This is a genomic window from Vulcanimicrobium alpinum (genome assembly GCF_027923555.1).
GTDB lineage: Bacteria > Vulcanimicrobiota > Vulcanimicrobiia > Vulcanimicrobiales > Vulcanimicrobiaceae > Vulcanimicrobium > Vulcanimicrobium alpinum.
In genome coordinates, this window is the sequence record NZ_AP025523.1 from 387,003 (window position 1) to 404,234 (window position 17,232).

Annotated in this window: 15 protein-coding genes; 10 read left to right on the top strand and 5 right to left on the bottom strand. The window is 69.1% G+C overall.

Going from position 1 to position 17,232, the window contains the following annotated elements; translation table 11 throughout:
• Window positions 1–2 precede the first annotated feature (2 nt).
• The 4 genes from WPS_RS01915 to WPS_RS01930 all read right to left on the bottom strand — a co-directional run bounded on the left by WPS_RS01915 (window position 3) and on the right by WPS_RS01930 (window position 4,085).
• Window positions 3–1,430 carry an MFS transporter gene (locus WPS_RS01915; RefSeq protein ID WP_317996176.1) on the bottom strand — a complete coding sequence of 476 codons (1,428 nt, stop codon included), beginning with the start codon at window positions 1,428–1,430 and terminating at the stop codon, window positions 3–5.
• Window positions 1,431–1,448: 18 nt separating this feature from the next.
• Window positions 1,449–2,387 carry a heme o synthase gene (locus WPS_RS01920; RefSeq protein WP_317996177.1) on the bottom strand — a complete coding sequence of 313 codons (939 nt, stop codon included), beginning with the start codon at window positions 2,385–2,387 and terminating at the stop codon, window positions 1,449–1,451.
• The gene (locus WPS_RS01925) at window positions 2,384–3,328 is read right to left on the bottom strand and encodes a COX15/CtaA family protein (protein WP_317996178.1); all 945 of its coding nucleotides are present in this window, start codon (window positions 3,326–3,328) and stop codon (window positions 2,384–2,386) included. The genes WPS_RS01920 and WPS_RS01925 overlap by 4 nt, the downstream gene beginning before the upstream one ends.
• A 64-nt stretch (window positions 3,329–3,392) precedes the next feature.
• Window positions 3,393–4,085, bottom strand: a complete 693-nt coding sequence (locus WPS_RS01930) for a hypothetical protein (protein ID WP_317996179.1) — start codon at window positions 4,083–4,085, stop codon at window positions 3,393–3,395.
• A 65-nt stretch (window positions 4,086–4,150) separates the two neighbouring features.
• Between WPS_RS01930 and WPS_RS01935 the strand changes: the two genes are divergently transcribed.
• The 10 genes from WPS_RS01935 to WPS_RS01980 are packed head-to-tail and all read left to right on the top strand — an operon-like array spanning window position 4,151 to window position 13,557.
• A complete protein-coding gene (locus tag WPS_RS01935) occupies window positions 4,151–4,588 on the top strand; it encodes a hypothetical protein (protein ID WP_317996180.1) in 438 nt (145 codons plus the stop codon).
• Window positions 4,585–5,556, top strand: a complete 972-nt coding sequence (locus tag WPS_RS01940) for an alanine racemase (RefSeq protein WP_317996181.1) — start codon at window positions 4,585–4,587, stop codon at window positions 5,554–5,556. The genes WPS_RS01935 and WPS_RS01940 overlap by 4 nt, the downstream gene beginning before the upstream one ends.
• Window positions 5,553–6,638 (top strand): glycoside hydrolase family 130 protein, encoded by a 1,086-nt coding sequence (locus WPS_RS01945; RefSeq protein ID WP_317996182.1) that lies wholly within the window; start codon window positions 5,553–5,555, stop codon window positions 6,636–6,638. Before WPS_RS01940 ends, WPS_RS01945 begins: the two co-directional genes overlap by 4 nt.
• A 4-nt stretch (window positions 6,639–6,642) precedes the next feature.
• Entirely contained in the window at window positions 6,643–7,134 is a 492-nt protein-coding gene (locus WPS_RS01950) for a hypothetical protein (protein WP_317996183.1), read from the top strand.
• A gap of 44 nt (window positions 7,135–7,178) precedes the next feature.
• Window positions 7,179–8,780 carry a peptide chain release factor 3 gene (locus WPS_RS01955; protein WP_317996184.1) on the top strand — a complete coding sequence of 534 codons (1,602 nt, stop codon included), beginning with the start codon at window positions 7,179–7,181 and terminating at the stop codon, window positions 8,778–8,780.
• A complete protein-coding gene (locus WPS_RS01960) occupies window positions 8,777–9,217 on the top strand; it encodes a hypothetical protein (RefSeq protein WP_317996185.1) in 441 nt (146 codons plus the stop codon). Before WPS_RS01955 ends, WPS_RS01960 begins: the two co-directional genes overlap by 4 nt.
• Window positions 9,214–10,191 carry a threo-3-hydroxy-L-aspartate ammonia-lyase gene (locus WPS_RS01965; protein ID WP_317996186.1) on the top strand — a complete coding sequence of 326 codons (978 nt, stop codon included), beginning with the start codon at window positions 9,214–9,216 and terminating at the stop codon, window positions 10,189–10,191. The genes WPS_RS01960 and WPS_RS01965 overlap by 4 nt, the downstream gene beginning before the upstream one ends.
• Entirely contained in the window at window positions 10,188–11,759 is a 1,572-nt protein-coding gene (locus WPS_RS01970; RefSeq protein ID WP_317996187.1) for an ABC transporter substrate-binding protein, read from the top strand. Before WPS_RS01965 ends, WPS_RS01970 begins: the two co-directional genes overlap by 4 nt.
• Entirely contained in the window at window positions 11,756–12,715 is a 960-nt protein-coding gene (locus WPS_RS01975; protein WP_317996188.1) for an ABC transporter permease, read from the top strand. The genes WPS_RS01970 and WPS_RS01975 overlap by 4 nt, the downstream gene beginning before the upstream one ends.
• On the top strand, window positions 12,712–13,557 hold the full coding sequence (locus tag WPS_RS01980; RefSeq protein WP_317996189.1) for an ABC transporter permease: 846 nt from the start codon (window positions 12,712–12,714) through the stop codon (window positions 13,555–13,557). The genes WPS_RS01975 and WPS_RS01980 overlap by 4 nt, the downstream gene beginning before the upstream one ends.
• On the opposite strand, the gene WPS_RS01985 is transcribed toward WPS_RS01980, so the two are convergent.
• The gene (locus tag WPS_RS01985) at window positions 13,558–17,199 is read right to left on the bottom strand and encodes a TonB-dependent receptor (RefSeq protein ID WP_317996190.1); all 3,642 of its coding nucleotides are present in this window, start codon (window positions 17,197–17,199) and stop codon (window positions 13,558–13,560) included.
• Window positions 17,200–17,232 lie beyond the last annotated feature (33 nt).

The window sequence follows — 17,232 nt, forward strand, 5'->3', positions numbered from 1 at the left end:
CGTCAGCGTGACGTTGCGGCGCGCTCTTGCGAGCGTGAGGCGAGCGCGGCGGTGAGCAGGGCCGCGGCGAGTGCGATCCCCGCGAAGACGAAGTACGCGATGCGATAGCCGGCGATCGGATCGCCGTGCGAGTCGGCGACCCCTCCGCCGAGCGAGCCGCCGAGGATCTGTCCGATGATCAGCATGATCGAGAGCAGACCGACGGCGCTCGCGCGCCGTTCCTGGCCGGCGCGGTTCGTCACGATGTATCGCGTCGGCGCGCCGAGCAGCGACCCGAAGCCGGCGCCGGCGACGACCATCGCGAGCAGCGCGAGCCCGAGGCTCGCGAACCCGAGCGCGAAAATCACCATCCCCAGCGCCGTGAGCAGCGTGCCCGCGAACAGGACGGCGCGGCTGCCGACGACGTCGAGCGCGCGGCCCGAGAGCGGGATGACGGCGACGAAGCAGAACGCGCCGACTGCCGCCACGCCGCCCGCGACCGCGTAGCTGACATGCTGCGCGGCGACGAGCGCGGCCGGGATAAAGAAGAGCGAACCCTCGAGCGCGCCGATCAGCACTTCGAGCGCGTACGTCACCAGCAGCTGACGGTCGCGAAAGAACGCCGGCGGAATCACCGGCTGGGCAGCGCGCCGTTCCACGGCCGCGAAGATCCCGAACGACGCGAGCGCGATCGCGACCAGCGCCCAGCCGCGGGCCTGATCGGCGACGCCGTCGACGCGGTACAGCCGCGTCAGCAGCGCCATCGTCGCGAGCAGGCCGGCGGCGAGCGAGACGATCCCCGCGACGTCGAGCGGGCCGCGCACGTTCGCCGCGTTCGCGGGGACGTGCCGGCGCGCCATCACGATCACGACGATCGCGAGCGGGATGTTGAACGCGAACACCCAGTGCCACGAAAGAACGTGCGTGACGAGCCCGCCGACGACCGGGCCGATGATCGCCGCCAAACCCCATGTTGCGGCGACGAGTCCGAGTGCGGCGCCGCGGCGTTCCACCGGCACGCGATCGGCGATCGCCGCGGTGGCGACCGGAAAGATCCCGCCCGCGCCGGCGGCCTGGATCGCGCGGGCGATCAGGAAGACCGTGAAGTTGGGCGACGCGATCGCCAGCACGCTTCCGGCGCCGAAGATCGCGACGCACAGGATGTAGATCGGGCGCCGTCCGTTGCCGTCGGCGAGCTTCGACATCACCGGAATCGCAACGACGTTCGCGAGCAGGTACAGCGTGAACACCCACGCGAGGTCGTGTGGCCCGACGTTGAACGCGCTGCCGAGCGCCGGAAGCGCCGGCGAGAGCACGCCCAAATCGAGCGCGCCGGCGAAGACGCCCAAACCGAGCGTGACGAGGAGCGGGATCGTGCTGCGGTCGAGCCGGTGGCCGGCGAGGGTCGTCGCGGCGTCGGCCGCGACCGGCGGAGTCTCGGTGACGGCCATCAGATGCGTACCGGCGGCTTAGACGACGTGCGGCAGCGGGACGACGCGGTCGAGCACCATCGCCGCGCACATCAGCGCCAGATACAGCAGCGAGTACTTGAAGAGCACGCGCGGCGCGCGCTTCGTCGGGTCGCCGGCGACCTTCCACGCGTCCCAGAGAAACACGCAGCCGAGGATCAGCGCGCAGCCGCCGTAGCACGGACCCAGCACGTGCAGCGGGAAGAACGCGAGCGAGACGCCGACGAGCACGAGCGAGTAGATCATGATCTCGCGCTTCGTGCGCGCGACGCCCTTCACGTTGGGCAGCATCGGGATCCCCGCTTTGTCGTAGTCAATGTTCGTCATCAGCGAGAGCGCCCAGAAGTGCGGCGGCGTCCACAGGAAGATCACCGCGAACAGCGCGAACGCCGGCGAGCCGAGCTGATGCGTCACCGCCGCCCAGCCGACCAGCGGCGGGACCGCGCCGGCCGCGCCGCCGATCACGATGTTCAGCGGGGTGATGCGCTTGAGCCACATCGTGTAGATCGCGACGTAATACGCGTTCCCCGCGAGCGAGAGCCACGCGGCCAGCGGGTTCACCAGCACGTAGAGCATCGCGAAACCGGCGAGCTGCGCGACCGCCGCGAAGACGAGCGCGTCGCACGGCGCGATCGCACCGCGCGCGACCGGCCGGAACTTGGTGCGCACCATCAGTCGGTCGATGTCGCGATCCCACACGCAGTTGATCGCGCCGGCCGAGGCCGCGGAGAGCGCGCCGCCGAGCAGGGTCCAGAACGTGAGCGCGAGCGGCGGGATGCCGCGCGCCGCCATCACCATCGCCGCGAACGTCGTGACGAGCAGCAGGAAGATGATGCGCGGTTTCGCGAGCTCGTAATAATCGTCGACGATCGCGCGCCAACCGCTCTTCGCGCCGGGAAACGGCGCGGCACCGTCGACGCGTGAGAGCGTCGAGCTCATTGCGGCGTCCCGTGCGCTTCGGCGCCGCGGCCGACGCTCACGGTGCGCCGCTCGACGGCGTGCGCGCTGCGGAGCGGCACCGTACCGTCGATCGCCGCGAACACGACCGCGCCGAGGAACGCGAGGTAGGTCGCGCAGGCGTTTGCGGCATGTGCTTCGCGCAGCACCATCGGCAGGGCCCACGCGACGTTCGCGATCCCGAGCATCGCCTGCAGGACGATCAGCGCGTAGGCGAAAAGCGCGGCGACGCGCACGCGCGGCGTCGTCCCGAGCGCCGCCGCGTATGCGGCGACGGTTGCGGCGGCGAACAGTGCCGCGGCCAGCCAGCGATGCGTCATTTGCGCCGCCTGCAGGGCGCCCGTCCCGGTCCAACTGCCGCCGTCGCAGGCCGGCAGGGTCGAGCACGCCAGGCCGGCGCCGCTCGAGCTGACGTACGCGCCGGCGCACATCACCGCGAAGGCGAGGACGAGGCAGACGCTGAGAACGCCGCCCAGCACGGAGTGCCGGATGACGATGTGCCGCGGCCGGACGATCGCCAGGACCGCGAGCGCGGTCAGTCCGGCGAGGAACAGCATCGCCGTCCCCCAGTGCACGACGACCGACCAGGGGCTGTTCGCAAGGAACACGGTCAGACCGCCGAGCGACACTTGCAAGACGAAGACGACCGCGACGAACGCGACCGTCTGCGTGACCCCGGCGATCTCACGGCGCGCGCGCAACGCCGCCCAGAGTGCCGCGAGGACGACGACGCCTTCGACCAGCGCGACCAGGCGATGGGACCATTCGAAGATAACGCCGCCCGCCAGCGACGGGATCAGCGCGCCGTTGCACAGCGGCCAGTCGGGGCAGGTCATCCCCGCCCCGTTGATGCGCACCCAACTGCCGAGAACCGCGAGGAGAAACGCACCGACGGCCGCCGCCAGCGAAAAGGCCCGGAACATCAGGCGAAGCGTACCGCGGCCGGCGTCGGAACGAAACGACTCAGGTCGCACTTACCGACCGCGTTCAGCACCCGGAGGCGGCGGCGACGCTATGGTCGGCGGCGACGCCCTCGTCGGACAGAATCGCGCCATTGCGGTCGCCCAGATCCTCCGCGATGGTGCGCATGATCTTGTTGTACGACTTGGGCGAGGTGTTGATCACTTGGCGCTGCTGGTTCACCGCCGCTTCGTTGATCCACGGCGGCGTCGGGTTCGCGCGCGTCATCAAGTCGTGCGCTTCGGTCGACTCTTCGCGGCCTTGCATGATCGTCACGTCGCGCATGAACTCGGCTGCCGCTTTCGTCTGTCGGTAGATCGCGCCGCCGAGCGCGTCGGTAAAGGCTTTGAGCTCCGCTTTGCGCTGTGGGTCGGTCGACGTCTCCGCCATCTCGCGCAGCTTCTTGATCTCGCCGTCCGCGGCTTTGCCGCCGACGCGGATCGTGCTGGCTTGATTCATCAGATCGTTGATCGCGTTGCGCCGCTGCAGATCGTTGAGACGATCGAAGTCGACGTTGCGCAGGTTGGTCGTGATGATCCCGAGGAGGCGGTCGTTGTCGAGCGCGTTGGTGATCGCGCCGTTCGCGTGCACGACGATCGTCGTGCACACGCTTGTGCGCACGCGTCCGATCTCGGTGAGCGGCGTCGGGCGCGGCGCCGCGCTCGGGGCGGGAGAAGGTTGGCTCGCCAGAGCCACGAGGAGCGGCAGCAGGCTCAGCATGTACGCCGACTTCCGTCGCACCTGCGGGGTATCCTCGGAGTCAACCGTCGAACGGTCGGTCCTCGATGCGGCGAATTTTCGTCGCCCTGATGATGGCCGCCGTTCTCACCGGCTGTCGAGAGGTGCGCGTCAACCAGCAGAAGTCCGGCACGACTCCGATCTCCGGAGGCCGCGAGGTGACCGTCGTGCGGGACAAGCGCACCCTTGAGAGCCTCGGGGTCGCGGCGCCGGTCGATTTCCGCAAGGAGTTCGCGGTCCTGCTCCTGATGGGGCCGCACAAGGAGACGGGCTGGAGCCAGATCGTCGAGTCGATCCGGGCCAACAGCGACCGCGTCCGGATCGTCGCGTTCGAGCGCGGCCCGCTCGACGGCGGGGAGCCGGCGCCCAGGGAGTACCGCACGTTCACGATGTGGATCGTCCCGAACGCCGTGTACCGGCCCGGGGCGAAGGTCGAGGTGGTTTCCCCCTCGGGCGAAACGATCGCCACGACGACGCTGCGTTGAGTCCCGAGATTCGGCTCGACGGCCCGACGCTGCGCGCCAACGCCGCCGCGTTCGCGGCGCTCGGCGCGCCGGTCGCCGCGGTCGTGAAGCGCGACGGCTACGGCTGGGGAGCGCGTGCGCTCGCTCGCGAGCTCGACGACGTCGTGGAATCGTACGTCGTCGCCGACGACGTGGAACTCGCTGCGCTCCGGCCGGCGACCGGTCGTCCGATCCGTCTCCTCGCCGACGCGCCGCCGGGGATGCTGGCCCGGATCCTCGACTTGGGCGGGATCCCCAACGTGAGCACCGCCGGCGCGGTCGCCGAGGCGCGTGTCGAAGCCGCGCGGCGCGGCCCGTTCGCGGTCCGGGTCGGGATCGTGGACAGCAGCCTGTGGGCGGCGATCCGCGCGCCCGACGCGGGAGCGTTCGCCGCCTCGCTCGCGGGCGCAGGCCTCGCGGTGGAGCTGTGGACGCACGTCACCTCGCCCGCGCGCGCCGGCACGATCCTGCGCGAGTTCGCCGCCGCGCGCCGGGCCTTCGAGGACGCCGGCGTCCCGGTCGCGTCGGTTGACGCCGCGAGCACGGCGTCGGCCGCGGCGCCGATCGCGTTCGACCGTCTGCGGATCGGGGCCGGGCTGTTCGGCGCGCGGATGGGCTGCGGGGTCGCGGTCCGGTGCGCGATCCGCGTGCACGCGCCGGTCGTGCGCCGGCTTGTGCCCGGGAGCACGAGTTGGGCGGGCTACGGCGACGTCCCGCTGCCGCCGCATCTTTCGGCCGTCGTCCTGCGTTGCGGTTACGGTGACGGATTCCCGAAAGCGCTGGCCGGGACTGCCGATATCCTTTCGGTAGGTATGCAGTACACCGCGCGGGCAACGTCCGACGGAAACGACCCGCAGGTGCTCGTCGGCGCCGACGACGACGTCGATACGCTTGCCGCCCGCGCGGGGATCAGCCCGCACGAGTTCGTGATAGGTTTTGCTTGCACATGATGCTCGACGCCCTGGCGCGGTTCGACGGCACGATCACCCGGCTGGGGATCGTGCTGAGCCCTGACGGATCGCCCGAAGAGATCGAAGGCGTCCTCAACCCGGCGAGCGCCACCACGCGCGACGGGACGCTGCTGCTGTATCCGCGCGCGGTGGCGCAGGGCAACGTCTCGCGGGTCGGCCTCTGCGTCGGCGAGCGTCACGGCGACGACCTGCAGTTCGCGCGCCGCGGCTTCGCGCTCGAACCGTCGGCTCCGTACGAAGTGCGCACCGCGCCCGGCGGGATGGGCTGCGAAGATCCGCGCGTGACGTTCATCCCGGTGCTCGATCGCTACGCGATGGCGTACACGGCGTTCGGTCCCGACGGTCCGCGCATCGCCGTCGCGCTCTCGCAGGACGGCTACCGGTGGGAACGGCTCGGCTTGGTGCGCTTCGCCGCCGGCCTGCATCAGGGCGACGACAAAGACGGCGTCTTCTTCCCCGAGCCGGTGCTCTCGCCCGACGGCGTGCGCTCGATCGCGCTCTACCATCGGCCGATGCTGCGGCTCTCGACGATGGACGGACGCGGGGCGATCCCGACCCTGCTCGATCTGCGGCCCGAAGAGCGCGAGTGCACGCGCATCGCGTACATCCCGCTCGAACCGGTGCAGCGCGATATCCGAAACCTGCTCGACGTGCGCGAGAGCGCGCTCGTGCTAATCCCCGACTCGCCATGGTGCCGCATCAAGACCGGCGCGGGAACCCCGCCGGTGCGCGTCGCCGAAGGCTGGTTTTCGATCGTTCACGGCGTCGACGCGAAAGACGTGGGCGACGGCCACTACACGATGCAGTACAGCGCGGGTTTCGTCGTGCACGATGCGGAGCGTCCGCACATCGTGCGCTACCGCTCGCAGACGCCGGTGATGGTTCCCGAAGGCGCCGACGAGACGCACGGGATCGTGAACAACGTCGTCTTCCCGACCGCGATCGAAACGATCGGCGAGCGCCGCTACGAATTCTTCTACGGAATGGCCGATGCGCGCATCGGCCGCGCGCGGCTCGAGCTCGCGCCGTCCTTCGCCGGCGTCGAGGAACCTGCGGCCTGACGGGATGGCCCGCTACTACCTGATCGCGACGATCATCGTCGTCGCGTTCGGGTGCATCGTGTTCGCGCGGCGCGTCGCGACGCTGCGCGACTTCGAGGTGCGCGCCGGCGCCGGGGCACCGCCGTCGCCAGCGGGCGCGCAGCGCGACGGCGTGCCGCCGCCCGCGCAGACGTTCGCCGGCGACGGACCGTGGGTGCTCAGCGCGCTGCCGTCGTGTTTCGCCCAACAGTCGTCGCTGACGGGGACGGCGCTGCAGCTCGCGTTCGACGTGCCGCCGGCACGCGAACGGGTCGCCCCCGGCACGCGCCTGCACAGCGGCAACTGTACGCTCGTCGTCGGAGCGCACGACGTCACGATCGAACGCGACGGCGACCGCCTGCGCGTACCGCCCGACGCCGCGCTCTACGACACGCCAAAGGGCCTCACGCTCTTTCACACGCACGCCGGCCGCGCCGAACTCCGCGTCTACAATCGCCTCCCCGTCACCCTGAGGTGACCGGCGCGAAGGCGCGGGGAGGGAGCGCTCGAACCTCGTCGCTGATGGACCTGCGCGAGGAAGTCGCTCGCAGGCGGACGTTTGCGATCATCTCGCACCCCGACGCCGGCAAGACGACGCTGACCGAGAAACTGCTCCTGTACGGCGGGGCGATCGTCACCGCCGGTCAGGTGGCCGCCCGCCGGCGCGCCCGCGCGGCGACCTCCGATTGGATGGAGCTGGAACGCGAACGCGGGATCTCGATCACCTCGACGGTCCTGCAGTTCCCCTATCGCGACCACACGATGAACCTGCTCGACACCCCGGGCCACCAGGATTTCGGCGAAGACACGTACCGCACGCTGCTCGCCGCCGACGCCGCGGTGATGCTGATCGACGCCGCCAAAGGCGTCGAGCCGCAGACCCGCAAGCTATTTGCGATCTGCCGCGCGCGGCGCATCCCGCTCTTCACGTTCATCAACAAGATGGACCGGCCCAGCCGCGATCCGCTCGAACTCCTCGACGAACTCGAGAACGTGCTCGGGATCGGCGCCTATCCGATGAACTGGCCGCTCGGCAACGGCGAGACGTTCCGCGGTGTCTACGACCGCGCGTCGGGCGACGTGCACGTCTTCGAGCGCACCCGGCACGGTGCGAAGCGCGCGCCGGTCACCGCTTCCGATCCGCGCGACCCGAAGATCGCCGCGCTCGTCGACGAACGCACGTATCGCGAGTTCCTCGATCAGCTCGACCTGCTCGAAGGCGCGGGCGCGGCGTTCGAGCGCGATGCGATGCTGCGCGGCGACGTCACGCCGGTGTTCTTCGGAAGCGCCGTGACCAACTTCGGCGTCGAGCTCTTCCTCGACGCGTTCGTGACGATGGGGCCGCCGCCCGCGCCCCGGCTCGACAGCGCGAAGCACCTCGTCGAGCCGACCGACGGCAGGTTCAGCGGCTTCGTCTTCAAGATCCAGGCCAACATGGACCCGCGCCATCGCGACCGCATCGCCTTCCTGCGCGTGTGCAGCGGCAAATTCGAGCGCGACATGACGGTGCGCAACGTGCGCACCGGGAAGGACGTGCGTCTCACCCGCGCGATGAAGCTGTTCGCCTCCGACCGAGAATCGGTCGACGTCGCGTTCGCCGGCGACGTCGTGGGGCTCGCGAACCCCGGCGTCTTCGCGATCGGCGACACGCTCGCCGAGGGCGACGGCGTGCGTTTCGAACCGATCCCCGCGTACGAGCCGGAACATTTCGCGCTGGTGCGCAGTATCGACACGGCGAGCTACAAGTCGTTTCAGAAAGGGATCGCGCAGCTGCGCGAGGAGGGCGCGATCCAGGTCTTCTATCCATTCGGGCAGACGCGGATCGAGCCGATCCTCGCCGCAGTCGGCGCCCTGCAGTTCGAAGTCGTGAAGTATCGCTTGGAGTCGGAGTACAACGTGAAGACCGCGTTCCAGACGTTGCCGTACACCACGGCGCGCCGTGTCGCCGGCGACAATCCCGGCGCCGCGACGCTCGGGTCGAGCGCGCGGCTCGTCGAGGACTGGGACGGCAAACCGATCGCGCTGTTCGAGAGCGAGTGGGGGATCGGTCTGGTCCAGCAGTGGAATCCCGGGCTGCGCTTCGAGGCGTTCGGCGCGCGCGAACTCGCCGAGGTGGGCGCGTGAGCGCGCCGGCGCCGGGTCTGCGCAACGTGACCCCGCCGCCGCGCGCGCGGCAGAACTCGATCCTGATCCTCGCCCTCGTGGTCGTCGTCGTCGCGCTCGTCCTGCGCGCGTGCGCGGGCGGCGAGAACACGTACGAGAAGATCGCGCACCAGTTCACCCAGGCGGTGCAGAACAACGACCTCGCGGCGGTGCAGAAACTCGAGAACAGTCAGACCGCCGCCGATACGACGCACGGCCGGCTCGGGCGCGGCGCCGATGCGTTCGGGCCGCTGGGGAAGATCAAGCGCGTGAAGGAGACGCCGACGAACGACACCACGCCGCGCGTCCACGAGTTCGACGTCACCTTCGAGAAGGGCACCGTCCACGAGAAGCTGCAGTTCGATCCGCAAAACAAGGTCTTCCGCTTCCGCTACGACGCGCCGGTGCCGAAGACGTGATCGGCGAGGTCGCGCACGCCGCGTCGTTCGACGACGTGCGGCGCGCGGCGCAGCGCCTGCGCGGGACCGCCCACCGCACGCCGGTGATCGCGTCGCGCACTCTCGACGAACGGACCGGCGGCCGCGTGTATCTCAAAGCGGAAAACTTTCAGCGGATGGGCGCGTTCAAGTTCCGCGGCGCCTACAATCGCCTCGCGCAGCTCACGCCCGATCAGCGCGCGGGCGGCGTGGTCGCGTTCTCGAGCGGCAATCACGCGCAAGGCGTCGCGCTCGCGGCGAAACTGCTCGAGGTCCCGGCGGCGATCGTCATGCCGTCGGACGCGCCGGCCGCGAAGCTCGCGGCGACGCGGGGGTACGGCGCCGAGGTCGTGTTCTACGATCGCGAGCGGATGAATCGTGCCGAACTCGCCGCGTCGATCGCGAACGAACGCGGCGCGACGCTCGTCCCGCCGTACGACGATCCCGCGATCATCGCCGGCCAGGGAACCGTGGTGCTCGAACTGATCGAAGACGCGGGACCGCTCGACGTGCTCTTCGTGTGTTTGGGCGGCGGCGGACTACTGGCCGGTTCGTGTCTCGCCGCGTGCGCGCTCTCGCCGGGCGTGCGGATCTACGGCGTCGAGCCCGAAGCCGGTGACGACTGGGTGCGTTCGTGGCAGGGCGGCCGCATCGTCTCGATTCCGGTTCCCAAGACGATCGCCGACGGCCAGCAGACGCAGGCTCCGGGCGAGCTGACGTGGCCGATCGTCCGCCGGCTCGCCGAGGGGATCGTCACCGTCAGCGACGACGAAATTCGCGACGCGATGCGCTTCGCGTTCGAGCGGCTGAAGCTCGTCGTCGAGCCGAGCGGCGCGTCGGCGCTCGCCGCCCTGCTCGCCGGCCGCGTCGACGTGCGCGGCGCGCGGGTCGGCGTGACGATCAGCGGCGGCAACGTCGACCCGGCGACGTTCGCGGAGTGCATCGCGACCCGGTGAGAGCGTTTGTGTGCGCGCTGCTCCTGCTCGCGCTGGGCGGTTGTGCGGCGCGGGGGAGCGCCGCGCACGATCCCTCAACGCTGGTCATCCTCGAAGCCGGTGACGCCGGCTCGATCGAACCGCTGCTCACCAACCAGTACTACGCGTTTCTCTATCAGAACCTGATCTTCGACACCCTGCTGGGTACCGGCGCGAATTACGTGCCGACGCCGAAGCTCGCGCTGCGCTGGGAGTCCAATCCGGCCGGGACGGTGTGGACCGTGCACCTGCGCAGCGGCGTGCGATGGTCGGACGGCACGCCGTTCTCGGCCGCCGACGTCGTGTGGACGTTCGACGCGCTGATCGATCCCAAGACGGGCTCGCCGTATCAAGGGCAGTACGCGTTCATCAAGCGTGTCGTCGCCCCCGATCCGCGCACGGTGCGGTTCGAGCTGAGTTCGCCGAACGCCACCTTCGTCGCCAACGCGCTGCAGTCGCAGTGGATCATGCCGGCGCACGTCTTCGCCGGAATCCCGCACGCGCAGATTCGCACAACGCCGTTCGGCGAGCACCCGATCGGCACCGGCCCGTACGCGCTGGTGCGCTGGCAGCACGACCAGGAGTGCCTGCTGCGCGCGAACCCGCTCTGGTGGGGCGGGACGCCGCGCGTCCGCCAGATCGACGTGCGCGTGATCCTCGACGCGCAAGGCGCGACCGACGCGATGCTCAACGGCGATGCCGACGTCGACGACGGGATCGGCGCCGAGGCCTCCGAGCGGCTGCGAACCGATCCCGGGATCGTCCAAGTCAACATCCCCGACCTCTACACGCGCTTCATGCAGATCAACTTCCACGTGCGCGGCCTCGACGACGTGACGGTGCGTCGCGCGATGCTCTACGGGTGGGACCGTGAAGGGATCGCGCGCGGCCTGCGCCACGGCACGGCGACGGTCGCGTCGTCGGTGATCCCGGCCGGACTGCCGCCCTGGCATGACGACGCGGTGAAGCCGTATCCGTACGACCCCGCGCGCGCCGCCGCGCTGCTCGACCGCGCCGGCTGGGCACGCGGCGCGGACGGCGTCCGCGCCAAGAACGGCGTGCGCCTCTCGTTCACGGTGCTGATGCCGCAGGGTCCGCTCGACAACGACATCGCCGCCGAGTTTCAAGCCGATATGCGGCAGATCGGGATCGCCATCGCTCCGCGGCTGATCGACTACGCGACGTTCATCCAGGAGACGAACGCGTCGAAGTTCGATCTGGCATGGACCGGCTGGGGCGGCGCGCCGGATCCCGATCAGCTGACGCTGCTCGACTCGAAACAGATCCCGCCGACGGGCAACAACTACGGCTACTTTCGCGATCCCGCGGTCGACCGCGACGTCGAAGCCGGGCTGCTCACGAACGATCCGGTGAAGCGCCGCCGCTATTACGACGACATGCAAGAGCGCAACGCACAGAACATCCCCGTCCTGTTCGGAAACAACGAGAACTACCTCGCCGCGTACCGCAAGCGCGTGCACGTCGCGGGTCCGCTGATGCCGGGCTTGTACTTCTACACCAACGTCACCGACTGGACGCTCGACCCGTGACCGCGTATATCGTGCGCCGCGTCGCCGGCGCGCTGCCGCTGCTGCTGTTCGTCTCGTTCGTGTCGTACGCGCTGATGGGGCTGGCCCCCGGCGGCCCGGCGGGGATCCTCGCGCAGCAGGGCCGCGCGCTCAGCCCCGCGGCGCGCGCCGCGTTCGCCGCCTCGCTCGGCTTGGACAAGCCGTGGTACGTGCAGTACTTTTACTGGCTCAAGGAACTCGTGCTGCACGGCAGCCTCGGGCGTTCGTTCGTCGACGGCCGGCCCGTCCTCGAACGGATCGCCGAGAAGATGCCGGTGACGCTCGAACTGATCGTGCTCGCGACGATCCTCACGCTGGCGATCGCGTTGCCGCTCGGCATCGCCGCGGCGGCCAAGCGCAACTCCGCGTTCGACGTCGGCGCTACGGCGCTGGCGTTCACCGCGTACGGCGTCCCGATCTTTTGGCTCGGGATCGTGCTGATCGATCTCTTCGCGGTGAAGCTGCGCTGGTTTCCGTCGTCCGGCGTGTCGTCGCTCGGCCGCGAGGGCGATCCGCTCGACCGGCTGTGGCATCTGGCCCTGCCGATCGTGACGCTGACGGTCGTCGGCTTCGCGTCGTGGATGCGCTACGAGCGCGCGACGATGATCGACGTGCTCGGCCAGCCGTACATCCGCACCGCTCGCAGCAAGGGACTCTCCGAACGCAGCGTGCTCTATACGCACGCGCTGCGCAACGCGCTCATCCCGATCGCCACCCTGCTCGGGCTGAGCCTGCCCGCGCTGGTCGGCGGCGCCTACTTCGTCGAGTACGTCTTCTCGGTGCCGGGGATGGGCTATCTCGGCCTGAACGCGGTCTTCCAGCGCGACTATCCGACGGTCATGGGGATCACGCTGATCTCCGCCGCGCTGGTGATCGCCGGCAACCTGCTCGCAGACATCTCCTACGCGCTGCTCGATCCGCGCGTGCGGTACGAATGAGCGGACTGCTGCGCCGCTTTGTGCGCGAGCCGCCCGCCGTCGCCGCGGCGCTGGTGCTGATCGTCATCGTCGCCGCCGCCCTGCTGGGGCCCGTGGTCTGGCAGCCGTCGCCGAGCGCCGTGAACCACGCGGTGCTCGGCCTGCCGCAGCCGCCGTCGGCGGCGCACCCGTTCGGGACCGACGTGCTGGGGCGCGATCAGCTCGCGCGCGCCCTGCAGGGTGCGCGCATCTCGCTCACGGTCGGCGTCACCGCGATGCTCGTCTCGATGCTGCTGGGATCGCTGTACGGTGCGATCGCGGGACTGGCGGGCGGACGCGTCGACGCGCTGATGATGCGCTTCGTCGACGCGATGCTCTCGTTCCCGACGTTCTTCCTGATCATCACCGTCGAAGCGCTGACGAACCGCTTCTCGGTCGCGCTGATCGTGCTCATCATCGGTCTGCTGTCGTGGATGGGCGTCGCGCGGCTCGTCCGCGCCGAAGTGCTCACGTTGCGCGAGCGCGACTTCGTCGAGGCCGCGCGCGCGCTCGGCGCCGGTCCGGTCCGTCTCATCGCACGCCATCTGCTGCCCAACGCGCTGGCGCCGATCGCGGTCGCCGCCGCGCTCGCGATCGGCGACAACATCCTGATCGAGGCCGGTCTGTCCTATTTGGGCCTGGGCGTGCAAGTTCCGACCGCATCCTGGGGCAACATGCTCCAGGATGCGCTCGGTGAAGCCGGCTTGAACGCGCCGTGGCTCATCGTCGCCCCCGGCGCGCTCATCGTCGTCACCCTGCTCGCGTTCAACCTGCTCGGCGAAGGGATCCGGGTCGCATTCGACCGCTCAATCGCTCAGGAGTGATCAGAGTTTGATCCGCAGATCGACGGCCGCCTGGAACGGGATCTTCACGCCGACGTTCCCGGTATTGAGGTTGTTGTTGAAGTCGCCGTACGGATAGCGCAGCTGCACCGGCGTCTGCGCGAGCGGGATGAAGTTCCCCGACGGTCCGAGCCCGGCGCCGCCCGACGGCAGCTCCGAGTAGACGCAGATGTTCGGGTCGTCCCACGCGTAGCCGCGCTGGTAGCACTTGTCGATCAGCCCGGTCAGCGTGACGACCAGCTTCACGTTCTTGCTCGCTTCGAACGACGTCGCGAGGTTGAGCGTGAGACGTGAGGGCTGTTTGAACGCGCCGAGGTTGTCGAACGCACCGGTGAAGGCGTTGGGGATGAAGAGGTAATCGAGGCCGAAACCGCTCGCGCTGGTGAACCCGGAGCACGTGTACGGAACGCCCGGCATCTTGCAGCCGCCGTCGGGGATGTAGCCGGGATAGCTCAGCGGCGAACCGTACGACGCGCCGGAGGTGTACGTCAGGCTCGGCGTGATCGCGAACTTGCCGTGCTTGTACTGCACGATCGCCGAGAGCACGTGCGGCGTTTCGTACCCGTTCTCGCCGACGAACGGCTGCGGGATCTGATCGTAGGTCGTGTACTCGGCGTTGACGGGGAAGAGGTTCTGCACCGGCTGGCTGTAGTAGGGGTTCGCCGTCGCCGTCGCCGGGCACGCGCCCCCGACGGCCGCGACCGGGCCGTTCGTCGCCGCGTCGTAGCACGGCGCCGGCGCGCCGCCGCTGACGGTCGTCCCGCAGCGCGGGTCAGCGGGATGCGTTCCGCAGAACGACGTGTAGGCGTTGTAGTCCTTGACGTACAGGTTGATCGAGTCGATCACGTTCGTCCCCGACGGGAACTGCGCGTACTTGATCCGGCTGTGCGTGTACGTGTACGCGAGCTGGCCGGCGAAGCCGTCGCGCGCGAAGTCGCCCTTGCGCAGCGCGAGTTCGACGCCGTACGACGTCTGATGCCCGACGTTGAAGCCGCTGACGATCCCGCCGACGCCGATCGGGAACGCCTGGAGCTGATCGCGCGTGCTGCGGTAGAACGGCGTCAGCTTGAACGACGTGTCGGTCCCGCGGATGTGCTGCTCGAGGGAGAGGTCGTAGTTGTACGAGGTGTCGGGCCGCAATTGGTGGGCGGGCGTGCTGAAGCCGTAGCCCAGGAAGTTCGATGCCGCGTACTTCGTCCAGTCGCGGTCGTTGAGGTCGTTGTACTGCAGCCACGAGGTGTTGACCGGACGCGAGTACACGCCGAACGAGCCGCGCACCACCGTATCGGGGTTGAACGTGTAGGTGAACGCGAGGCGCGGCTGGACCACGCTGTTCGAAATCTTGTCGAGCGTGCTGTTGCGGAAGTTGGCCGGGACGTAGCCCGGTCCGACGGCGGCGCAGTTCGCCGGCGTCGCGAACACGCCGTTCGCGTCGGGCGGCGAGCTCGAGACGTTGACCGCTCCGAAGACGCCGGGCTTAAAGCAGTACTCGTTGTTGTAGGCTTTGATCCAGAACGCCCGGTTGAGCGAACTCCCGCCGATCGGCGCGGCCGTCGTGCCGGAGAGCCGGTTCGTGTAGTTCTCAAAGCGCACGCCGAGGTTGAGCGTGAGCTTGTCGGTCGCGTTCCACACGTCGGTCAGCGACGCGGCGGTGAACACCGGCGAGACGTTGTTGACGCGTCCCAGCGGGCCGTTCTCGGTGACGAGCCACTGCGGGCTCGCGCCGTTCGCGAACGCCGCTGCGGCGATCGGAAGCGTCGGCGTGGTGAAGGTACCGCGCGTCGTCCCCGCGCCGCTGAAGCAGCTGGTGAAGCCGCCCGTCCCCGGATCGTAGCAGTTTCCGGTCTGCGCCGCGGTGCGCGGATCGATCAGGTTGGTGAACGCGGTTCCCAGCCCTTGATTCCCGGGAAATGCGTAGAAGTAACGGCGCTGGATCTTCGTCTGGCTCTCGTTCGCCGAGAACGTGAGCAGATGTTTGTCGGTGAGCTGGTTGGAGTACAGCATACTCGCGCCGTAAGTGTGGCTGGGGATCTCGTAGTCGTTGAGTTCGGCGCCGAAGCAGCAGGTGAAATTCTGGTTGGCGGGACCGGCGATCAGCCAGCGCGAGTACACCGAGTAGCCGAAGAGCCGGACGAACGAGCGTTCGTTGATCGCGTGCTGATACTGCGCTTTGACGACGGCGACGCCGTTGTCGTTGGTATCGCGCGCGCTGTTGGAGAGGTTGCCGCCGAACGGACGGTTTGCGGGGCTGGTGTTGAAATAGTACGGGACGACGGCGGAAGCGTTCGGCGCCGCGAAGAGCGGGCCGTTGTACACGTAGCCGTCGTGCCAGAACGCCTGGTACGGTCCGGTCGCCGCAGGTCCGCCGTTCCCTTCGGCGAGGGCGTTCGCGACGTACGTGGGGCCGCCCTGATCGTTGACCGAGCTGTAGTACGCGTTGAAGAGTTCGCTCGTGACGTAGAGCGCCTGCACGTCGTCCTTGAGCCCGCCGTGCTTGTGCGGGATCCCCCAGTGCAGGTTGATCACGTTGTCGCGCTGGCTCACCGTCGAGATCGCGTACGTCTGACCGGGCGCGAAGTAGAGCCCGTCGCCGGGCGTCGCCGGATTGCCGGAGACGTAGCTGGGCGAGCCGTCGTAGATGTTGAAGCGGTTGAAGTTGTCGCCGAACGGAAACGCGATCGGGTAGAAGAAGCGCGGATCGCTCGCGCCGTTGTTGTTGTCGAGATAGCGATAGTCGGAGTTCGCGCCCGACGCGCCGACGTAGTAGGTGAAGAGACGGTCTTTCGTCGCCCCGCCGACCTCGCCCGAGAGGCGATGGAAGAACGCCGGTGCGCCGACGCCCGCGTTCACCGTGAGCGAGAGCGGATACGTGCCGGTGCGGATCACCTGGTTCACGTAGCCCGAGAGCCCTTGTCCGTCGGACGTCGCGGGCGTGCCGCCGGTATACACCTGCAGCTCTTGCTGGCCGAGCGTGGAGAGCATCGTTTGCGGCGCGTTGTCGTACACGCGGTTGACGGGGATGCCGTCGAGTTCGTAGCCGACTTGATCGATGTCGCCGCCGCGAATCGAGAGCTGCTGATACCAGCCTTGCTGGCCCGCCTGCACGACCGTTCCCGGGACCGACTGGATCGCGGAGTACGCGTTCGTCAACCCGCCCGGACCGCCGAGCGCGGCCGCGGCGTCGGCGTTCGCGCCGCTCACCGAGTAGACGTCGCTCGTCGTCCCCGATTTCACCAGGTCGCTCGCCCGACGCGACGTCACGTTGCCGATCGTCTTGAGTTTCGGCGCGAGCGCGCGGTTGAGCGTCTGCGCCTGATCGGCCTGCACCGTGATCCCTGCGAGCGTCAGCGTGTCGTATCCGTCGCGCGCGATCTCGACGGTGTACGTGTCGGGCGCAAGCGAAAGAAACCGGAACCCGCCGCTCGCATCGGTCGTCGACGACTCGGTCTGCGAGGGCGAGGAGGCCGTGACCTTGGCGCCGGCGATCGCGGCGTTCGTGTTGAGGTCGACGACGTGCCCGACGATCGTGCCGGTGGTGCCGGCCAGCGCGGGCGAGGGCAGCAGCGATGCAGCGAGCACCGCCGCGGTAACGAGCGCCGCGGCGGCGCGAACGAGAGCCTTCATGCGGCCCACTACGCTGGTGGCCGCTAGGTCCCT

What these genes read in the sequence shown, in the direction of transcription:
- WPS_RS01915 (WP_317996176.1), bottom strand. Translation starts at nt 1,430, where the DNA reads ATGGCCGTCACCGAGACTCCGCCGGTCGCGGCCGACGCCGCGACGACC.
- WPS_RS01920 (WP_317996177.1), bottom strand. Translation starts at nt 2,387, where the DNA reads ATGAGCTCGACGCTCTCACGCGTCGACGGTGCCGCGCCGTTTCCCGGC.
- WPS_RS01925 (WP_317996178.1), bottom strand. Translation starts at nt 3,328, where the DNA reads ATGTTCCGGGCCTTTTCGCTGGCGGCGGCCGTCGGTGCGTTTCTCCTC.
- WPS_RS01930 (WP_317996179.1), bottom strand. Translation starts at nt 4,085, where the DNA reads ATGCTGAGCCTGCTGCCGCTCCTCGTGGCTCTGGCGAGCCAACCTTCT.
- WPS_RS01935 (WP_317996180.1), top strand. Translation starts at nt 4,151, where the DNA reads ATGCGGCGAATTTTCGTCGCCCTGATGATGGCCGCCGTTCTCACCGGC.
- WPS_RS01945 (WP_317996182.1), top strand. Translation starts at nt 5,553, where the DNA reads ATGATGCTCGACGCCCTGGCGCGGTTCGACGGCACGATCACCCGGCTG.
- WPS_RS01950 (WP_317996183.1), top strand. Translation starts at nt 6,643, where the DNA reads ATGGCCCGCTACTACCTGATCGCGACGATCATCGTCGTCGCGTTCGGG.
- WPS_RS01955 (WP_317996184.1), top strand. Translation starts at nt 7,179, where the DNA reads ATGGACCTGCGCGAGGAAGTCGCTCGCAGGCGGACGTTTGCGATCATC.
- WPS_RS01980 (WP_317996189.1), top strand. Translation starts at nt 12,712, where the DNA reads ATGAGCGGACTGCTGCGCCGCTTTGTGCGCGAGCCGCCCGCCGTCGCC.
- WPS_RS01985 (WP_317996190.1), bottom strand. Translation starts at nt 17,199, where the DNA reads ATGAAGGCTCTCGTTCGCGCCGCCGCGGCGCTCGTTACCGCGGCGGTG.